General features: G+C 43.1%; 12 protein-coding genes, 2 tRNA genes and 1 rRNA gene. 5 read left to right on the top strand and 10 right to left on the bottom strand.

Features of this window, described 5'->3' with window-relative positions; genetic code table 11:
- Positions 1-4: 4 nt before the first annotated feature.
- The 3 genes from fabG (at position 5) to EAE92_RS02565 (ending at position 3,768) form a co-directional block, all read left to right on the top strand.
- Positions 5-748: a 3-oxoacyl-ACP reductase FabG gene (gene fabG, locus EAE92_RS02555; protein WP_105394911.1), complete on the top strand. Its 744-nt coding sequence runs from the start codon at positions 5-7 to the stop codon at positions 746-748.
- A gap of 322 nt (positions 749-1,070) precedes the next feature.
- Positions 1,071-2,243: a multidrug efflux MFS transporter periplasmic adaptor subunit EmrA gene (gene emrA, locus EAE92_RS02560; RefSeq protein WP_214066932.1), complete on the top strand. Its 1,173-nt coding sequence runs from the start codon at positions 1,071-1,073 to the stop codon at positions 2,241-2,243.
- 7 nt (positions 2,244-2,250) lie between these two features.
- Complete coding sequence (locus EAE92_RS02565; protein ID WP_214066933.1) at positions 2,251-3,768, top strand: DHA2 family efflux MFS transporter permease subunit; 1,518 nt, start codon at positions 2,251-2,253, stop codon at positions 3,766-3,768.
- Between the two features lie 136 nt (positions 3,769-3,904).
- Here the strand turns inward: EAE92_RS02565 and ilvA are convergent, their stop codons facing one another.
- From ilvA to ilvL, 6 genes are all read right to left on the bottom strand, one after another.
- A complete protein-coding gene (gene ilvA, locus EAE92_RS02570) occupies positions 3,905-5,479 on the bottom strand; it encodes a threonine ammonia-lyase, biosynthetic (protein WP_036809839.1) in 1,575 nt (524 codons plus the stop codon).
- Positions 5,480-5,483: 4 nt separating this feature from the next.
- A complete protein-coding gene (gene ilvD, locus EAE92_RS02575; RefSeq protein WP_214066934.1) occupies positions 5,484-7,334 on the bottom strand; it encodes a dihydroxy-acid dehydratase in 1,851 nt (616 codons plus the stop codon).
- Positions 7,335-7,418: 84 nt separating this feature from the next.
- Positions 7,419-8,345, bottom strand: a complete 927-nt coding sequence (locus EAE92_RS02580) for a branched-chain amino acid transaminase (RefSeq protein ID WP_214066935.1) — start codon at positions 8,343-8,345, stop codon at positions 7,419-7,421.
- Positions 8,346-8,368: 23 nt separating this feature from the next.
- Complete coding sequence (ilvM, locus tag EAE92_RS02585) at positions 8,369-8,626, bottom strand: acetolactate synthase 2 small subunit (protein ID WP_036779619.1); 258 nt, start codon at positions 8,624-8,626, stop codon at positions 8,369-8,371.
- A complete protein-coding gene (gene ilvG / locus EAE92_RS02590) occupies positions 8,623-10,269 on the bottom strand; it encodes an acetolactate synthase 2 catalytic subunit (protein ID WP_214066936.1) in 1,647 nt (548 codons plus the stop codon). The genes ilvM and ilvG overlap by 4 nt, the downstream gene beginning before the upstream one ends.
- 138 nt (positions 10,270-10,407) lie before the next feature.
- The gene (gene ilvL / locus EAE92_RS02595) at positions 10,408-10,506 is read right to left on the bottom strand and encodes an ilv operon leader peptide (RefSeq protein ID WP_071647081.1); all 99 of its coding nucleotides are present in this window, start codon (positions 10,504-10,506) and stop codon (positions 10,408-10,410) included.
- Between the two features lie 644 nt (positions 10,507-11,150).
- Here ilvL and EAE92_RS02600 point away from each other — a divergent pair.
- Positions 11,151-12,674, top strand: a complete 1,524-nt coding sequence (locus EAE92_RS02600; RefSeq protein WP_214066937.1) for a YifB family Mg chelatase-like AAA ATPase — start codon at positions 11,151-11,153, stop codon at positions 12,672-12,674.
- Positions 12,675-12,720: 46 nt separating this feature from the next.
- Here the strand turns inward: EAE92_RS02600 and EAE92_RS02605 are convergent, their stop codons facing one another.
- On the bottom strand, positions 12,721-13,059 hold the full coding sequence (locus EAE92_RS02605; protein ID WP_036779611.1) for a MaoP family protein: 339 nt from the start codon (positions 13,057-13,059) through the stop codon (positions 12,721-12,723).
- A 125-nt stretch (positions 13,060-13,184) separates the two neighbouring features.
- Here EAE92_RS02605 and hdfR point away from each other — a divergent pair, with 125 nt between their 5' ends.
- A complete protein-coding gene (hdfR, locus tag EAE92_RS02610; protein ID WP_036779608.1) occupies positions 13,185-14,021 on the top strand; it encodes an HTH-type transcriptional regulator HdfR in 837 nt (278 codons plus the stop codon).
- Between the two features lie 754 nt (positions 14,022-14,775).
- Here hdfR and EAE92_RS02615 read toward each other — a convergent pair.
- From EAE92_RS02615 to rrf, 3 genes are all read right to left on the bottom strand, one after another.
- A tRNA-Trp gene (locus tag EAE92_RS02615) sits at positions 14,776-14,851 on the bottom strand.
- 9 nt (positions 14,852-14,860) lie between these two features.
- Positions 14,861-14,937: transfer RNA gene (locus EAE92_RS02620), tRNA-Asp, on the bottom strand.
- Between the two features lie 203 nt (positions 14,938-15,140).
- Positions 15,141-15,256: ribosomal RNA gene (rrf, locus tag EAE92_RS02625) — 5S ribosomal RNA — on the bottom strand.
- Positions 15,257-15,446 lie beyond the last annotated feature (190 nt).

Genomic DNA, 15,446 nt, shown 5'->3' on the forward strand with positions numbered 1-15,446 from the left:
CTTAATGAGTATCAGCACACCTTGGGTTTTTATTTCAGGAGGATCACGTGGTATCGGCAAAGGCATAGTAAAAATGCTGGCTGCTCAGAACTATCACGTGGTTTTTACCTATAAATCAAGCACAAATGAAGCTCAAACATTGTGTCAGGAAATTCAACAGCAAGGTTATCGCTGTGAGGGCTATCAATGTGATGTCTCAAACGCAGAAGAAGTGAAAATATTGTCAACAGAGCTTATCTCACGATATGGCTCTCCCTATGCCATCATCAATAACGCCGGAATTACACAAGATGCATTGCTAATAAATATGAAAGAAGAAGAGTGGCACAATGTGATTTCTACCAATCTTTCTTCTGTTTATTTAGTCAATCACGCTTTTCTCCCTGAAATGATTACTGCGGGAGAAGGCTGCATTATCCACATGAGCTCAGTCACTGCATTTAAAGCCAACTCAGGGCAAGTTAATTACGCTGCAACCAAGGCCGCTATGATCGGTATTACCCGCTCACTAGCAGTTGAAGTTGGCCGATTTAATGTTCGGGTCAATACCGTTGCGCCAGGCTTGATTGATACTGAAATGCTGGATCATATCCCTGCATCACATAGGAAAAAACTATTGTCTAACATCCCATTGGGCCGTTTAGGTTCAGTGGAAGATATTGCTCTGACAATCAATTTCCTGCTCAGCCCCGGGGGACGCTACATCACCGGGCAAACATTCGTTATTGATGGAGGAATGACGGCCTGAGTCAGTTAAGTAATTAACATCAATGGCTTCGTACCCCTATTCTGTGATTATTTGTACCCAGATAAATGTTCTGGGTACTGACACAAAATACCGTTAATCATTGCCAGATAGACAATCCAGCCTATCTGATAAATGTTAATAACGATAATAAACAATTTTAATATTAAATCATGCTTTTGGCGTTAAGTGCTAAATATTAGCAATTCTCATTTTATCAAATGAGAAGAGCTTGACCTTGTAGTCGACTCCAAGGTGTTTAATCAAATATAAGCACATTATTTAAGACGAATTTACTTTTAATCACTGCGATGGGAGAGGACACATGGCCGGAGAAATACAATCACCTCCGATTAATGAGAAAAAGTCAAAGCGTAAATTAGCACTAATCCTCGCAACTCTCTTATTTGTTTTTGCCGGGTTGGGTTACTTCGCCTATTGGCTTATTTCACTACGTCATTATCAAGCGACTGATGATGCCTACGTTGTTGGTAATCAGGTACAAGTGATGGCCCAGATCACCGGTAGCGTAACCGCTATTTATGCCGATAATACCGACTTCGTTCAGCAAGGCGATATTCTGCTACGTTTGGACGCCATTGATGCGGAACATGCTTTTGAGCGAGCGAAAAATACATTAGCTAATCATGTCAGACAAACTCACCAAACCATTATTGATAATGAAAAACTACTAGCTAACATTGAGCTCAAACAAACGGCACTACAACAGGCTCAAGATGATTTAAAACGACGTGAACATCTGGGGCTGACAGGTGCTATCGCCAAAGAAAATCTGATTCATTCCCGCAATAGCGTGCAAATGGCAAAATCTGAGCTAAATGTGGCTCGACAACAATATTATGCCAACCAAGCATTAGTTATAGATACCCCATTAGATCAACAACCTGCTATTAAACTGGCAGCCTCCCAGCTCCGCGATGCATGGTTAACCTTACAGCGCACTCAAATTGTAGCGCCGGTAACCGGCTACGTTTCACGCCGCAGTGTTCAAGTCGGCTCACAAATAAAAAATGGTGCTCCTCTGATGGTTATCGTACCCGCAAATCAACTTTGGGTCGAAGCTAACTTCAAAGAAGTTCAACTCGCCAATGTCCGTATCGGTCAACCTGTAACACTGGTGAGTGATTTCTATGGTAGTGATGTCACTTATCAGGGCCGAATTGTAGGTCTTGATATGGGTACTGGCAGCGCATTTTCTTTACTACCGGCACAAAACGCCACCGGCAACTGGATCAAAGTGGTTCAACGTTTGCCTGTTCGTGTTGAATTGGAAGCACAGCAGCTTATTGATCATCCTTTACGCATTGGTTTATCCATGCATGCCACAGTTGATACCCGAAATCGGGATGGTCTGGTGCTTGCCAATACACCTCGCAACAGCATTGTTTATGAAACCAACGTCTTGACTTACAACACTGGAGAAATTGATCAGCTAATTAACGAAATCATTCAAGTTAATACCAGTCAAAATAAGTGAGGTTAACATGCTAAAAGAGCCATTATCAGGAGCCAAACTTGGCTGGCTAACTCTGGCTTTAGCATTAGCCGCCTTTTTACAAATATTAGATCTGACCATCGCCAACGTTGCAATATCAACGATAGCTGGAGATTTAGGCTCATCAGTATCACAAGGTACTTGGGTAATTACTTCATTCGCCGTTGCTAACGCGATCTCCATCCCATTAACTGGCTGGTTGGCAAAACGGTTTGGGGAAGTCCGGGTTTTCTTAGTTTCAATGATCTTGTTTGTGATCACTTCCTGGTTGTGTGGTATTGCCAATAGCTTAGAAATGTTGATCATTTCCCGCGTTCTACAAGGTATCTCAGCCGGGCCAATTATGCCCCTTTCGCAAAGTTTGCTACTCAACAACTATCCTCCGCTAAAACGCAATATGGCTCTGGCAATGTGGTCAATGACTATCGTTGTCGCTCCGGTTTGTGGTCCCATTCTTGGTGGTTGGATCAGTGACAACTATCATTGGGGGTGGATTTTCCTCATCAATGTCCCGGTCGGCTGTGCTGTCATCGCTATCACCTGGATGCTATTAAAAAATCGGGAAACTGAAACCAAGATCAGCCCCATTGATGGCATAGGACTAATTTTATTGGTTACCGGTGTTGGTTGTTTTCAGTTACTGCTTGATAGAGGAAAGGAACTTGACTGGTTCAACTCGACAGAGATTATTGTATTAGCGATTATTGCGGTTATTGCCATTACTTTCCTGATCATTTGGGAATTGACCGATGATGATCCGATCATTGATTTATCGCTATTTAAATCACGTAATTTTACTATCGGTACTTTATGTATTAGTTTGGCCTTCTTACTCCATATTGGCACGCTGGTTCTACAACCTCAACTATTACAAATGGTCTTTGGCTATACTGCCACTTGGGCAGGGTCGGTAATGGCCCCATTGGGAATAGTGCCGATAATACTTGCACCAATCATTGGTCGTTTTAGTTCAAAAATCGATATGCGTTATCTAGTCATATTCAGCTTTATCGTTTTTGCACTCTGTTTTTTTTGGCGGGCTTATACCTTCGAACTATCAATGGATTTTTCTACTGCTGCCTGGCCGCAATTTATCCAAGGCTTTGCTATTGCCTGTTTAATCATGCCATTAGCGGCCATTATATTATCCGATATCGAACCCGCTAAAGTTGCCTCTGCGGGTAGCTTGTTCAACTTCTTACGCACTCTGGCAACATCCGTAGGTACTTCAATTACCACTACTATGTGGCCCCGCCGTGAAGCTGTCCACCACGTTCAGTTAACTGAATCGATAACTCCCCATAATCCTATTGCTCAGCAAGCCTATGAGAAAATGGAACAGTTAGGGATGTCACAGGCTCAAGCTAGCAGTTCTCTGGCGCGTGAAGTCACCAATCAAGGATTGATTATTGCCGCTAACGAGATTTATTGGCTATTTGGCTTTGTTTTCCTAATCTTGTTGCTTCTTATCTGGTTGGCCAAACCCACGGTTGGAGAAAAGAAATAGCACAATGATCAAAGAACTTATTATAGAGCGCTTTCCAGTAAGACCTTGGTGAATATTAAATCTTGTCAAAATAGCACCTTATCAGGCGCTATTTTGTCATTCCATAGAACATGTTTTTTCATTACCAAGACACCGCTCAACCTCCGGTTGTTTCAGACGCCTGGCACATTAAAAAGAATTTAAACGCGGGGGTATCCGTCTCATCGTGATACGCATAACCTAATGCATCAAGGTGACGCTTAAAACGCACTTCCGTGCCTGACAATTCAAATGCGGCTAACACCCGGCCATAATCTGTACCATAATTGCGATAATGGAATAATGTAATATTCCAGTAAGTTCCCAAAGTTTGTAGGAACTTTAATAAAGCCCCCGGCGATTCAGGAAATTCAAAACTAAACAAGCGCTCTTTCAATGGCTTAGATGGACGACCGCCGATCATATAGCGAACATGTAATTTCGCCATTTCATCATCTGAAAGATCAGCAACCTGATACCCTGCGGTACGCAATTCCGCGATAATTTCCCGTCGTTCCATCTCACCACGACTCAGGCGAACACCAACGAAAAGACAAGCCTGATCAGGATCAGCATCCGTATAACGATAATTAAATTCTGTTACCACCCGATCGCCCAACTTCTGGCAAAAACTCAGGAAACTCCCTTTATGTTCAGGAATAGTCACTGCCAGCAATGCTTCCCGCTGCTCGCCCAATTCACAACGCTCAGAGACATAACGCAATCCGTGAAAACTCACATTAGCACCAGAAAGAATATGTGCCAGTCGTTCACCTTTAAGCTGATACTGCTGAACATACTTTTTCAATCCAGCTAGTGCCAATGCGCCGGATGGCTCAGCAATCGCACGTACATCTTCAAACAGATCTTTTACCGCTGCACAAATAGCATCACTGTCTACTGTGATAACAGCATCCACATATTGCTGACACAAACGAAATGTTTCATCACCGATACGCTTAACAGCAACACCTTCAGCAAATAAGCCAACTCGTGGTAAATCTACCGGATGTCCAGCTTCCATTGCCGCTTTCAGGCAAGCTGAATCTTCCGCTTCCACCCCAATGACTTTAATCTCTGGCATCAGTTGCTTAATCAACACTGCCACGCCAGCAATCAAGCCACCACCACCAACAGGTACAAAGATGCGATCCAAGCGCACATCCTGTTGTAAAAGTTCCATCGCCAGTGTTGCCTGACCTGCGATTACAGCGGGATGATCAAACGGAGGAATAAAGGTATAACCCTCCTGTTGTGCCATTTCTATTGCTTTAGCTTTAGCCTCATCAAAATTAGCGCCATACAACAGAGCCTTACCACCGAAACGACGGACTGCATCAACTTTAATATCCGCGGTAGTAACCGGCATAACAATCAGAGATTTAATTCCCAAACGATTAGCGGAAAGCGCCACCCCCTGAGCATGATTACCGGCTGACGCAGTAATCACTCCTCGGTTTTTCTGTTCCTCAGTCAAACCTGCAATCATGGCATACGCACCACGGAGCTTAAAACTGTGAACAGGTTGTCGATCTTCCCGCTTTACCAAAATAGTATTTCCCAAGCGGGCAGAAATTTTCTCCATTTCCTGCAAAGGAGTCACCTGAGCAACTTCATAAACCGGTGCGCTTAATGCCGCTTTCAAATACTCTGCACCATTTGGTGCGGAAGTTAAGGGAAGAAATGCAGCCATGCGATTATCCCCCTAACTTAGATTTATCACGGACAGCGCCTTTATCCGCACTGGTCGCCAATGAAGCATAGGCTCTCAGGGCAAACGAGACCTGACGTTCACGAGCTTTCGGCGTCCACGCATTATTACCGCGGGCAAATTCAGCCTCTTGACGGGTAGCAAGTATCTTTTCATCTACATCAAGTCGAATTTTCCGCAATGGAATATCAATATCAATAATATCGCCATCTTGAACCAAACCGATTAGCCCTCCATTAGCCGCTTCTGGAGAAACATGGCCGATCGACAAACCCGAGGTACCACCAGAAAAACGCCCATCTGTAATCAATGCACAGCTTTTACCTAACCCCATAGATTTTAGATAAGTCGTCGGATACAACATTTCCTGCATGCCGGGCCCACCTTTTGGCCCTTCATAACGAATGACCACCACATCACCCGCAACAACTTTTCCACCCAGGATCGCATCAACCGCATCTTCCTGACTTTCGTAAACTTTGGCTGGCCCACGGAACGTCAGACTGTCCTTATCCACCCCCGCAGTTTTTACAATACAGCCATCTATAGCCAAATTACCAAATAGAACTGCAAGACCACCATCCCGACTATAGGCATGTTCAATGTCGCGAATACACCCTTCTGCACGGTCGGTATCCAATGAAGGCCAACGACAATCTTGCGAAAATGCCTGAGTAGTACGGATACCCGCAGGGCCTGCCGAATACATCTCCTTTACTGGCTCATCCGCCGTCTGCATCACATCGTACTGATTAAGCGTTTGTAACAAATCCAGACCCAAAACATTTTTAACCTGACGATTCAACAGACCAGCTCTATCCAGCTCACCTAAAATACCGATCACACCACCAGCACGATGAACATCTTCCATATGGTATTTTTGTGTACTTGGTGCAACCTTACAGAGATGAGGGATCTGACGAGACAAACGATCAATATCCGCCATAGTGAAATCCACTTCCCCTTCCTGCGCCGCAGCCAGTAAGTGAAGCACAGTATTAGTTGAGCCACCCATTGCAATATCCAACATCATCGCATTTTCAAATGCGGCTTTCGTTGCAATACTACGCGGTAGAACACTATCATCATTTTGTTCATAATAGCGCTTAGTCAGCTCAACAATGCGTTTGCCCGCATTCAGAAACAACACCTTGCGATCTGCATGAGTAGCCAGTAATGAACCGTTCCCCGGTTGAGACAAGCCCAACGCTTCTGTCAAACAATTCATAGAGTTAGCTGTAAACATGCCTGAGCAGGAGCCACAGGTTGGGCAAGCTGAGCGCTCAATCTGGCTACTATCCTCATCACTGACATTCGGGTTCGCACCTTGGATCATGGCATCGATCAGATCCAATTTGATAATCTGATCTGACAATTTAGTTTTACCCGCCTCCATAGGACCACCGGAAACAAAAATCACCGGAATGTTCAGACGCAATGCCGCCATCAGCATACCTGGGGTAATTTTGTCACAATTGGAAATACACACCATCGCGTCCGCACAATGTGCATTCACCATATATTCAACAGAATCAGCAATTAATTCACGTGACGGCAGAGAATAGAGCATACCACCATGCCCCATTGCGATACCGTCATCCACCGCTATGGTATTGAACTCTTTTGCAACACCGCCTGATGCCTCAATCTGTTCAGCAACCAGTTTACCTAAGTCCCGCAAATGAACATGCCCGGGAACAAACTGAGTAAATGAGTTAACTACTGCAATAATCGGTTTACCAAAATCTGCATCGGTCATCCCTGTCGCGCGCCATAAAGCGCGAGCTCCAGCCATATTGCGACCATGAGTCGTAGTGGCAGAACGGTACTTAGGCATTATTTTCACTCCCGTGTCATCAAAACAGGCGGGGAACGAACCGCCCGTTAAATTATTTATAGTTCTATTAAAGGTATAGTTCTATTAAGGATTGACCGGATCTAACCAGCCCCATTTATCGTCTGTCGTGCCATCAAACAAACCAAAGAAAGCTTGTTGAATTTTCTTAGTAACAGGCCCGCACTTACCGATACCAACCTGAATATCATCAACACTGCGAACAGGTGTAATTTCAGCCGCTGTACCTGACATAAAAACTTCATCAGCCAGGTACAGAGATTCGCGCGACAATACCTGCTCACGCACTTCCAGCCCCAAATCTTTGGCTAATTTGATAATGGCATCACGGGTAATTCCTGGTAACGCAGATGAAGTAAATGGTGGCGTGAACAATATGCCATCTTTTACCTCAAACAGATTTTCACCCGCACCTTCTGAGATATAACCATAAACATCTAGTGCAATACCTTCTTGATATCCACGACGACGGGCTTCACTGCCTACCAAAAGTGAAGACAGGTAGTTACCACCTGCTTTGGCCGCAGTTGGTATTGTATTTGGCGCCGCACGATTCCATGAAGAAACCATCGCATCAATCCCTTGCTCCAATGCTTCTTCTCCCAGATAAGCTCCCCAAGGAAAAGCAGCGATAATAACATCCGTTTTATAGCCAGCCGGGGGATTAACTCCCATGCCAACATCACCGATAAAGACTAGTGGACGTATATAAGCACTGACTAAATTATTTTTACGCAGAGTTGCCCGACATGCTTCCATTAATTCATCGACACTCTGGCTCAACGGCATGCGATAAATCTTTGCAGAATCATGTAAACGCTGCATATGCTCACGATGACGGAAAACCACGGGTCCTTTATGAGAGTCATAACAGCGAACTCCCTCAAAAACAGAGGTGCCGTAATGTAAAGCATGGGACATGACGTGAACTTTAGCATCTGCCCAAGGAACCATCTCACCATTGAACCAAATGTAATCGGATTGCTTCGTCATTCTCTTATTCCTTTATTTCTACGTTACGCACGTATGAGTTGTGATTTTTGTTGCAGGATCTTGACGCCAGCGACATCCACTAATTTAGCCAGTTGTGAAGACAACAAATTAACCGGTTTTTGGCTGGCGACAATTAATTCGATATTAACATTATCGCCATCCATTGTTTGATCCATATTCATGGAACAGATCTGAAATCCACGATGACGCGTTACCCGTAAGATACGCTCTAATATTTCAGGACGGAAACGAGCATGGATTGCAAGTTGATGCTGCATCATAATGATTTCTCCAACATAGTTTCATTGCTTGCGCCGGGAGGGACCAACGGCCAAACGTTCTCTAATTCCTCAATAGATACCTGTAATAAATAGGGACCCTTACTGGCAAATAATGCATTCAGAGCTTCATCAATCTGTGATTTATCCGTGATATGTTGCCCAGGAATATCAAAAGCTTTCGCTAATGTGACAAAATCAGGGTTATCTGTTAATGTCGTTTCGCTATATCGCTTATCAAAAAACAGCTCCTGCCATTGCCGCACCATTCCTAACCGCTGGTTATCCAACAATAAAATTTTTACTGGTAATTGTTTACGTTTAATTGTTCCCAATTCCTGAACATTCATCATGAAAGAACCATCACCAGATACACAGATCACCATATCTTCCGGTCGAGCAATCTGAGCGCCAATCGCAGCAGGGATACCAAATCCCATCGAGCCCAAGCCACTCGATGTAATGAAATTTTCAGGCCCATCAAAAGTCATATGTTGAGCTGTCCACATTTGATGCTGTCCAACATCGGTAGTAATAACCGTATTACATGCTTTACGATCTGAAACCTGCTTCAATAACCAAGGCGCATAGATACTCTCCCCCTGATGGTCATAACACCAAGGATATTTAGCTTTCAGATATTTCACTTCCTGTTGCCAGGGCATAATTGACAATGGCTGCTGCAAACGGGGCAATAATGCCTTCACATCCCCCAGTAACGACACATGAGCCTGACGTAATTTACCCAACTCTGCCGGATCAATATCCAGATGAATAACTTTTGCACGCGGAGCAAAAGTATTAAGTTTGCCAGTCACACGATCATCAAAACGAGCACCTACAGCAATCAACAAATCACATGACTGAACGGCAAGATTGGCCGCTTTCGAACCATGCATCCCAAGCATTCCCAGATAACATGGATGTTCTGAATCAGCAGCTCCCAAACCTTTCAACGTAGAAACAACCGGCATACCTGTTTCCACAACAAAATCTCGCAGAACAGAAACCGCTTGAGACATTCCTACTCCACCACCGACATACAATACTGGCTTTGCCGCAGCCGCAATCATCTTCCGAGCTTGTTCTAATTCACTTTCCGAACAGGGCGCTTTTTGCTCAACGGGTACCAAATGTGGAACCAAATTCCCCTCTTTCAGCTGAATATCTTTAGGAATATCAATCAAAACTGGGCCAGGTCGACCACTAGTGGCAATAGAAAAGGCTTCCACCATAATTTGAGGTAAATTTTCCAGTGAATCCACTAAGAAACTGTGTTTGGTACAAGCAAGGGAGAGACCTAAAACATCGACTTCTTGAAAGGCATCAGTTCCAATCAATTCAGAACCAACCTGACCAGTGATAGCAACAACAGGAACAGAATCTAACAACGCATCGGCTAACCCAGTGATTAAGTTTGTTGCTCCCGGTCCCGATGTAGCGATACAAACTCCCGGCTTACCACTGGCTCTCGCATAACCGATTGCAGCCATAACCGCACCCTGCTCATGCCGACAAAGCAAATGCTCCACACCACCATCGTACAAAGCATCATAAACCGGCATGATCGCACCACCAGGGTAGCCGAAAACCTTATCAACACCCTGCGTTCGTAATGCTTTTACAACCCACTGCGCCCCGTTCATTTTTCATATCCCCTGTGTTTACCCTGTGAGACAAGATTTTGTTCTGTTGTATGTTTCCGTCTCTATCTGATTTTGCTTGTCGAAAAAAAACCCCCGCGCCTTTCGGTGCGGGGGTCTTCGAGAGATCTGGCTGTTTTTCTAAGCCTTTCTTCGTCCAAGTGCTGCCCCGCACGGTGGGATAATAATCACCACCACGCTGACAATAATTAGGCTAATCACTAGGACAAATGTGTTCATAATCTTGGTCGTTTAATTCGTTTGTTTAATCTATATTTAAGAGTTATCACGTTCTTCATAGCTTGACAACATTTATTTTGTTTTATTATTCGATATGAAAAAATACTGTTTATTTTCAATTAAATACTTGTCATTTAGATTATTTATCTATTAAATAATCCAATTTAAGTGATAAAAACCAACTGATTAGATATAAACAAAACAACACACAAAGCGGTAACATAAAAAACAAATCATTCAACTATAACCAAAAGTAAAGATCTTATTATTAATCACCCAGGTGATAAAAACTCCTCATTAAAAATAAAACAGAATGATATAACACGCTAAATTTATTCACTGTGAAAAATATATAAATTTTAATTTCAAATAAACTATTTCAATAAAACCAATCTAAAAACACGACTTAAATAAAACCTCATAATATGAATATAAAAATAATCAATTTTATAATCTAAGCTAAAAACTATAAAACCATAAAAATCAATCAAATAAAATAAAAATCACTTAATAATTATTTCAAAAAAGTCTTTAGCGTTGCTTCACAAAATATTCATTAGAGCCGCTTCGCAAAAAAATAATAGAAAACTATTTATTATCTAATTTCAGTCCATCATATGCCCTTTCTTACGAAGGAGAATAGGATGGCCCTCGCTGTTATTTATACCAGAGCGACTATAGGTATTCATGCCCCAATTGTTACTGTTGAAGCGCATATTAGTAATGGCTTACCTGGATTAACTTTGGTTGGTTTGCCTGAAACAGCCGTAAAAGAAGCAAGAGATCGTGTCAGAAGTGCGTTGATCAACAGCGGGTTTACCTATCCGTCTAAAAGAATCACCGTCAATCTGGCGCCCGCAGATCTTCCCAAGGAAGGTGGTCGTTATGATTTGCCGATCGCTATCGCTATTCTGGCCGCTTCAGAACAAATACCTACCAATACACTAAATCATTATGAGTTTCTTGGTGAACTCGCTCTATCCGGTGGTCTACGAAAAGTTAACGGCGCAATTTCAGCCGCGCTCAGCGCAGGAGAAGCAGGAAGGCAACTTATTCTACCAACAGAAAACGCAATAGAACTGGCAATCTTATCTCAGAATGAGACGTTAATGGCAGAACACCTCTTACATATCTGCCACTTCCTTCAGGGAGAAAAACAACTACTGACAACAACGATCCAACATAAGCCCTCAACAGAGCCATCACAGCCAGATCTTCAGGATATTATTGGCCAAGAACAAGCAAAACGCGCACTGGAAATCACAGCAGCAGGCGGACATAATCTTTTACTACTTGGCCCACCAGGGACAGGGAAAACAATGTTGGCAAGCCGTCTATGTAGTTTATTACCGCCATTAACAAACAAAGAAGCCCTTGAGGTAGCCGCTATCAATAGCCTAGTGGATACCTACCTTCCACCTGAACAATGGCATACACGCCCATTCAGAGCGCCTCATCACAGCTCTTCAATGGCAGCACTGGTTGGCGGGGGCGGGCTGCCAAAACCCGGTGAAATTTCACTTGCTCACAATGGGGTGCTATTTCTAGATGAACTACCTGAATTTGAACGCAGAGTCCTTGATGCTCTCAGAGAACCACTGGAATCAGGGGAAATAATTATCTCCCGGGCCAGAGCAAAAGTTTGTTTTCCTGCTCAAGTTCAGTTGATCGCAGCAATGAATCCTAGCCCGACGGGCTACCATCAGGGAATTCACAATCGAAGTAATCCTCAGCAAATACTGCGATACCTGGCAAAACTTTCTGGACCTTTTTTAGATCGTTTTGATCTCTCAATTGAAGTTCCTCTATTACCCATTGGAACATTGAGTAGCCCTCTTAGATCAAGCGAAAGCAGTAAAGATGTAAGATTAAGAGTGCTGGCAGCGCGAGAAATACAATTGAAACGTTGTGGAAAGATTAATGCCCATCTGAATAGTAAAGAGACAGAGGCATTTTGTAAGCTCAAACCTAACGATGCTGTATTTCTAGAACAAACGCTAATAAAACTAGGACTTTCAATCCGAGCATGGCACCGAATTCTGAGAACATCCCGGACACTTGCCGACTTAGAAGAAAAAAAAGAGATAGAAAAACCACATATCATGGAAGCCTTAAGCTACCGCAGTATGGACAGGCTATTAATACAATTACAAAAACAATCGGGTTAGAAATGAAAAAGGGGCAAAGCCCCTATATTCACAATTTGTGATGATATTAATCATCAGTGTCGGTATAGTCATCGGAAGCATCAATCTGAGGCTTACCGCCTGAAAGAGTATGAAAACGTTTTGGACGACTAATCCTTGCAAGATATTTGGTCCATACTTTTTCTTCCATTGTCACAGGCTGCCGTTCACCCCGGCAAACAGCAACAAACAGCTCTTCTACTTCTGTTTGAGGCTCGCGTTTACCAAGATCTAACTCATTGAACGCATAACCGTGGCGCTCTAGCAATTGCGCCTCTTTAATGGTGAAATCCCCATGACGGGAGAACCCACGAGGGTAATTTTTGTTATCAAAAAAACGATTAGTCGTGATGAAGCTTTCGGCCATCTGACACACTCCTAATTCTAGTACTGTTACTATCATGCCAATTATGGCGCGGAGTATTAGATAGGCCTGGCGTTCTGTAAAACAAAAAATTTAAATCTTAACGATAAATATTATTGGAGATATATGTGGACACTGAATTACTGAAAACCTTCTTGGAAGTCAGTAAAACTCGTCACTTTGGGAGAGCAGCCGAATCATTGTACCTGACGCAATCAGCAGTTAGCTTTCGCATACGCCAGCTAGAAAATCAATTAGGTACCCATCTTTTCACTCGCCATCGCAATAACATCCGTCTTACAGCGGCAGGAGAGCGCCTTGTTCCCTATGCCGAATCACTGATGAGTACTTGGCAGTTGGCTAAAAAGGAGATAATGCACGCTTCTCAACATACTGAATTAACAATTGGTGCCACCGCATCACTATGGGAAGCATATTTAACCCCCTGGTTACAAGATTTCTATAAAAAACATCAGGAATTAAGATTAGAATCTCGGGTTTCTACACGACAATCCCTTGTTAAACAACTTCATTCTCGTGAATTAGATCTGTTAATCACTACCGAACCACCTAAAATGGATGAGTTCCAAAGCCTATTATTAGGGAATATTTGCTTGAAATTATTAACAACAGAAGAAAATCTGAAATGCCAAATTAAAAATTACATCAAACTAGAATGGGGAGCTGATTTCCATCATCAGGAACAACGGATCTTAAAAAGTGAGCAGCTACCCATCATCACAACCACCTCAGCACATATAGCCCGCCAACTACTCAATAGCGTAAGAGGAGCCGCCTTCTTACCAATACACTGGCAAAATGAACATCCAGAACTGGTTTCTTATCCAAACACCGAACTAATTGAACGTCCATTATATGCTATATGGCTACAAAAAAATGATCAGCAAGCATTCATTCAACAGCTATTAAAAATACCTATCATACATACTTCTGCAAGAGGTTAAGAAGTTTTCATATAAATCATTCAATCAGTAAGTATGTGTTCTGCAAAACTTATGGATAGCAATACTATACGAAAACAGGAATGAAAATAGTAAGGGAGAAAGAAGTTTCAGATAGAGCATAAAGTGGGATTACTTTTTTATCTTCCCACATATAGCTCCTTATTTACCAAATAATCCTTACGTATAGTTTGAAATTATGACTTGAATCAGACGCGGTGTTCCTACTTTATCGTTTTAGGTATCCTTTCCTTCAATTCGAGCCTTTCTTAAGAAAAAAGCTTCGTAATCAAAATATTAGATAAAATTCTTTCGCATATATCCTCTAGGCGCTTAGTTCAGAAGAGCTTTTACTAGTATGGAGATTGCCAGAAAGTCTAAAAGGTTACTTATAAGAATTCACTTCGATAATAGATAATTAGAAAGAAAGGTTTTATTGCTACAAGATCGAATAATATTGAGGAAAGACTATTCAACTGAAAGTGTTTAACAGCATACTATGATGAATTCAAATCGATGGCAACATTGGCTTTACGAACCAGACGATATTTGGAAATGAATTCTCCAAGTGATACCATTTCTGGGGAAAAAGTTCGCATAAAGGGATTTTTAGTGTAATAGCAAATCCGTTTTTCTTACAAAGCTTCATAGAAAAAGGCGCTGACCAAAAGCCAGCGCCTTATCAATAATCTTATCTAAGCAGCATATATGGGTAACCACTACTATAAACTATCTTAGTTGCCGCTGAGCTTATAACTGGCAGGGGCGGAGAGACTCGAACTCCCAACACCCGGTTTTGGAGACCGGTGCTCTACCAATTGAACTACGCCCCTAAATTAAGGTGGCGGTGCGGACGGGGCTCGAACCCGCGACCCCCGGCGTGACAGGCCGGTATTCTAACCAACTGAACTACCGCACCACCGAATTCTCTGTGATTTATATCGCTTGCTACGATATAAAACTTAAATACCAATTTGGGCAGTTTACGAACAGCTTGCCTGCCGTTCGCCCTTCGGACCGCCGCCCCTCGCGACGCTTAAATCCGTCTGTAACAGATTTATCCTACTCACTGCTATTCGTGCTTTATGCTGCCTTTCATCGCAACACAACACTAAAAGTGAAGCCTGGCAGTGTCCTACTCTCACATGGGGAGACCCCACACTACCATCGGCGCTACGGCGTTTCACTGCTGAGTTCGGCATGGGGTCAGGTGGGACCGCCGCGCTATCGCCGCCAGGCATATTCGGTTTCCTTCCGGCCGTTGCGTCTCTTCCGACACAACCACCCGAAGCAATCTGTTCAACAAGCTGAAATCTGTCTCTCTTCTGTCTTCCGACTTCTGTTTGCTGTCTTCCGACACCAAAACCCCTTCGGCGTTGTAAGGTTAAGCCGCTCGGCTCATTAGTACTGGTCAGCTCAACGCATCGC

Origin of the sequence: Photorhabdus hainanensis, from assembly GCF_018448965.1 — a bacterium.
Lineage (GTDB): Bacteria > Pseudomonadota > Gammaproteobacteria > Enterobacterales > Enterobacteriaceae > Photorhabdus > Photorhabdus akhurstii.

Coding starts and splice junctions, on each gene's coding strand:
- EAE92_RS02600 (WP_214066937.1), top strand. CDS start 11,151: ATGGCCCTCGCTGTTATTTATACCAGAGCGACTATAGGTATTCATGCC.
- ilvA (WP_036809839.1), bottom strand. CDS start 5,479: ATGGCTGCATTTCTTCCCTTAACTTCCGCACCAAATGGTGCAGAGTAT.
- fabG (WP_105394911.1), top strand. CDS start 5: ATGAGTATCAGCACACCTTGGGTTTTTATTTCAGGAGGATCACGTGGT.
- ilvD (WP_214066934.1), bottom strand. CDS start 7,334: ATGCCTAAGTACCGTTCTGCCACTACGACTCATGGTCGCAATATGGCT.
- EAE92_RS02605 (WP_036779611.1), bottom strand. CDS start 13,059: ATGGCCGAAAGCTTCATCACGACTAATCGTTTTTTTGATAACAAAAAT.
- ilvG (WP_214066936.1), bottom strand. CDS start 10,269: ATGAACGGGGCGCAGTGGGTTGTAAAAGCATTACGAACGCAGGGTGTT.
- EAE92_RS02580 (WP_214066935.1), bottom strand. CDS start 8,345: ATGACGAAGCAATCCGATTACATTTGGTTCAATGGTGAGATGGTTCCT.
- ilvM (WP_036779619.1), bottom strand. CDS start 8,626: ATGATGCAGCATCAACTTGCAATCCATGCTCGTTTCCGTCCTGAAATA.
- ilvL (WP_071647081.1), bottom strand. CDS start 10,506: ATGAACACATTTGTCCTAGTGATTAGCCTAATTATTGTCAGCGTGGTG.
- EAE92_RS02565 (WP_214066933.1), top strand. CDS start 2,251: ATGCTAAAAGAGCCATTATCAGGAGCCAAACTTGGCTGGCTAACTCTG.
- emrA (WP_214066932.1), top strand. CDS start 1,071: ATGGCCGGAGAAATACAATCACCTCCGATTAATGAGAAAAAGTCAAAG.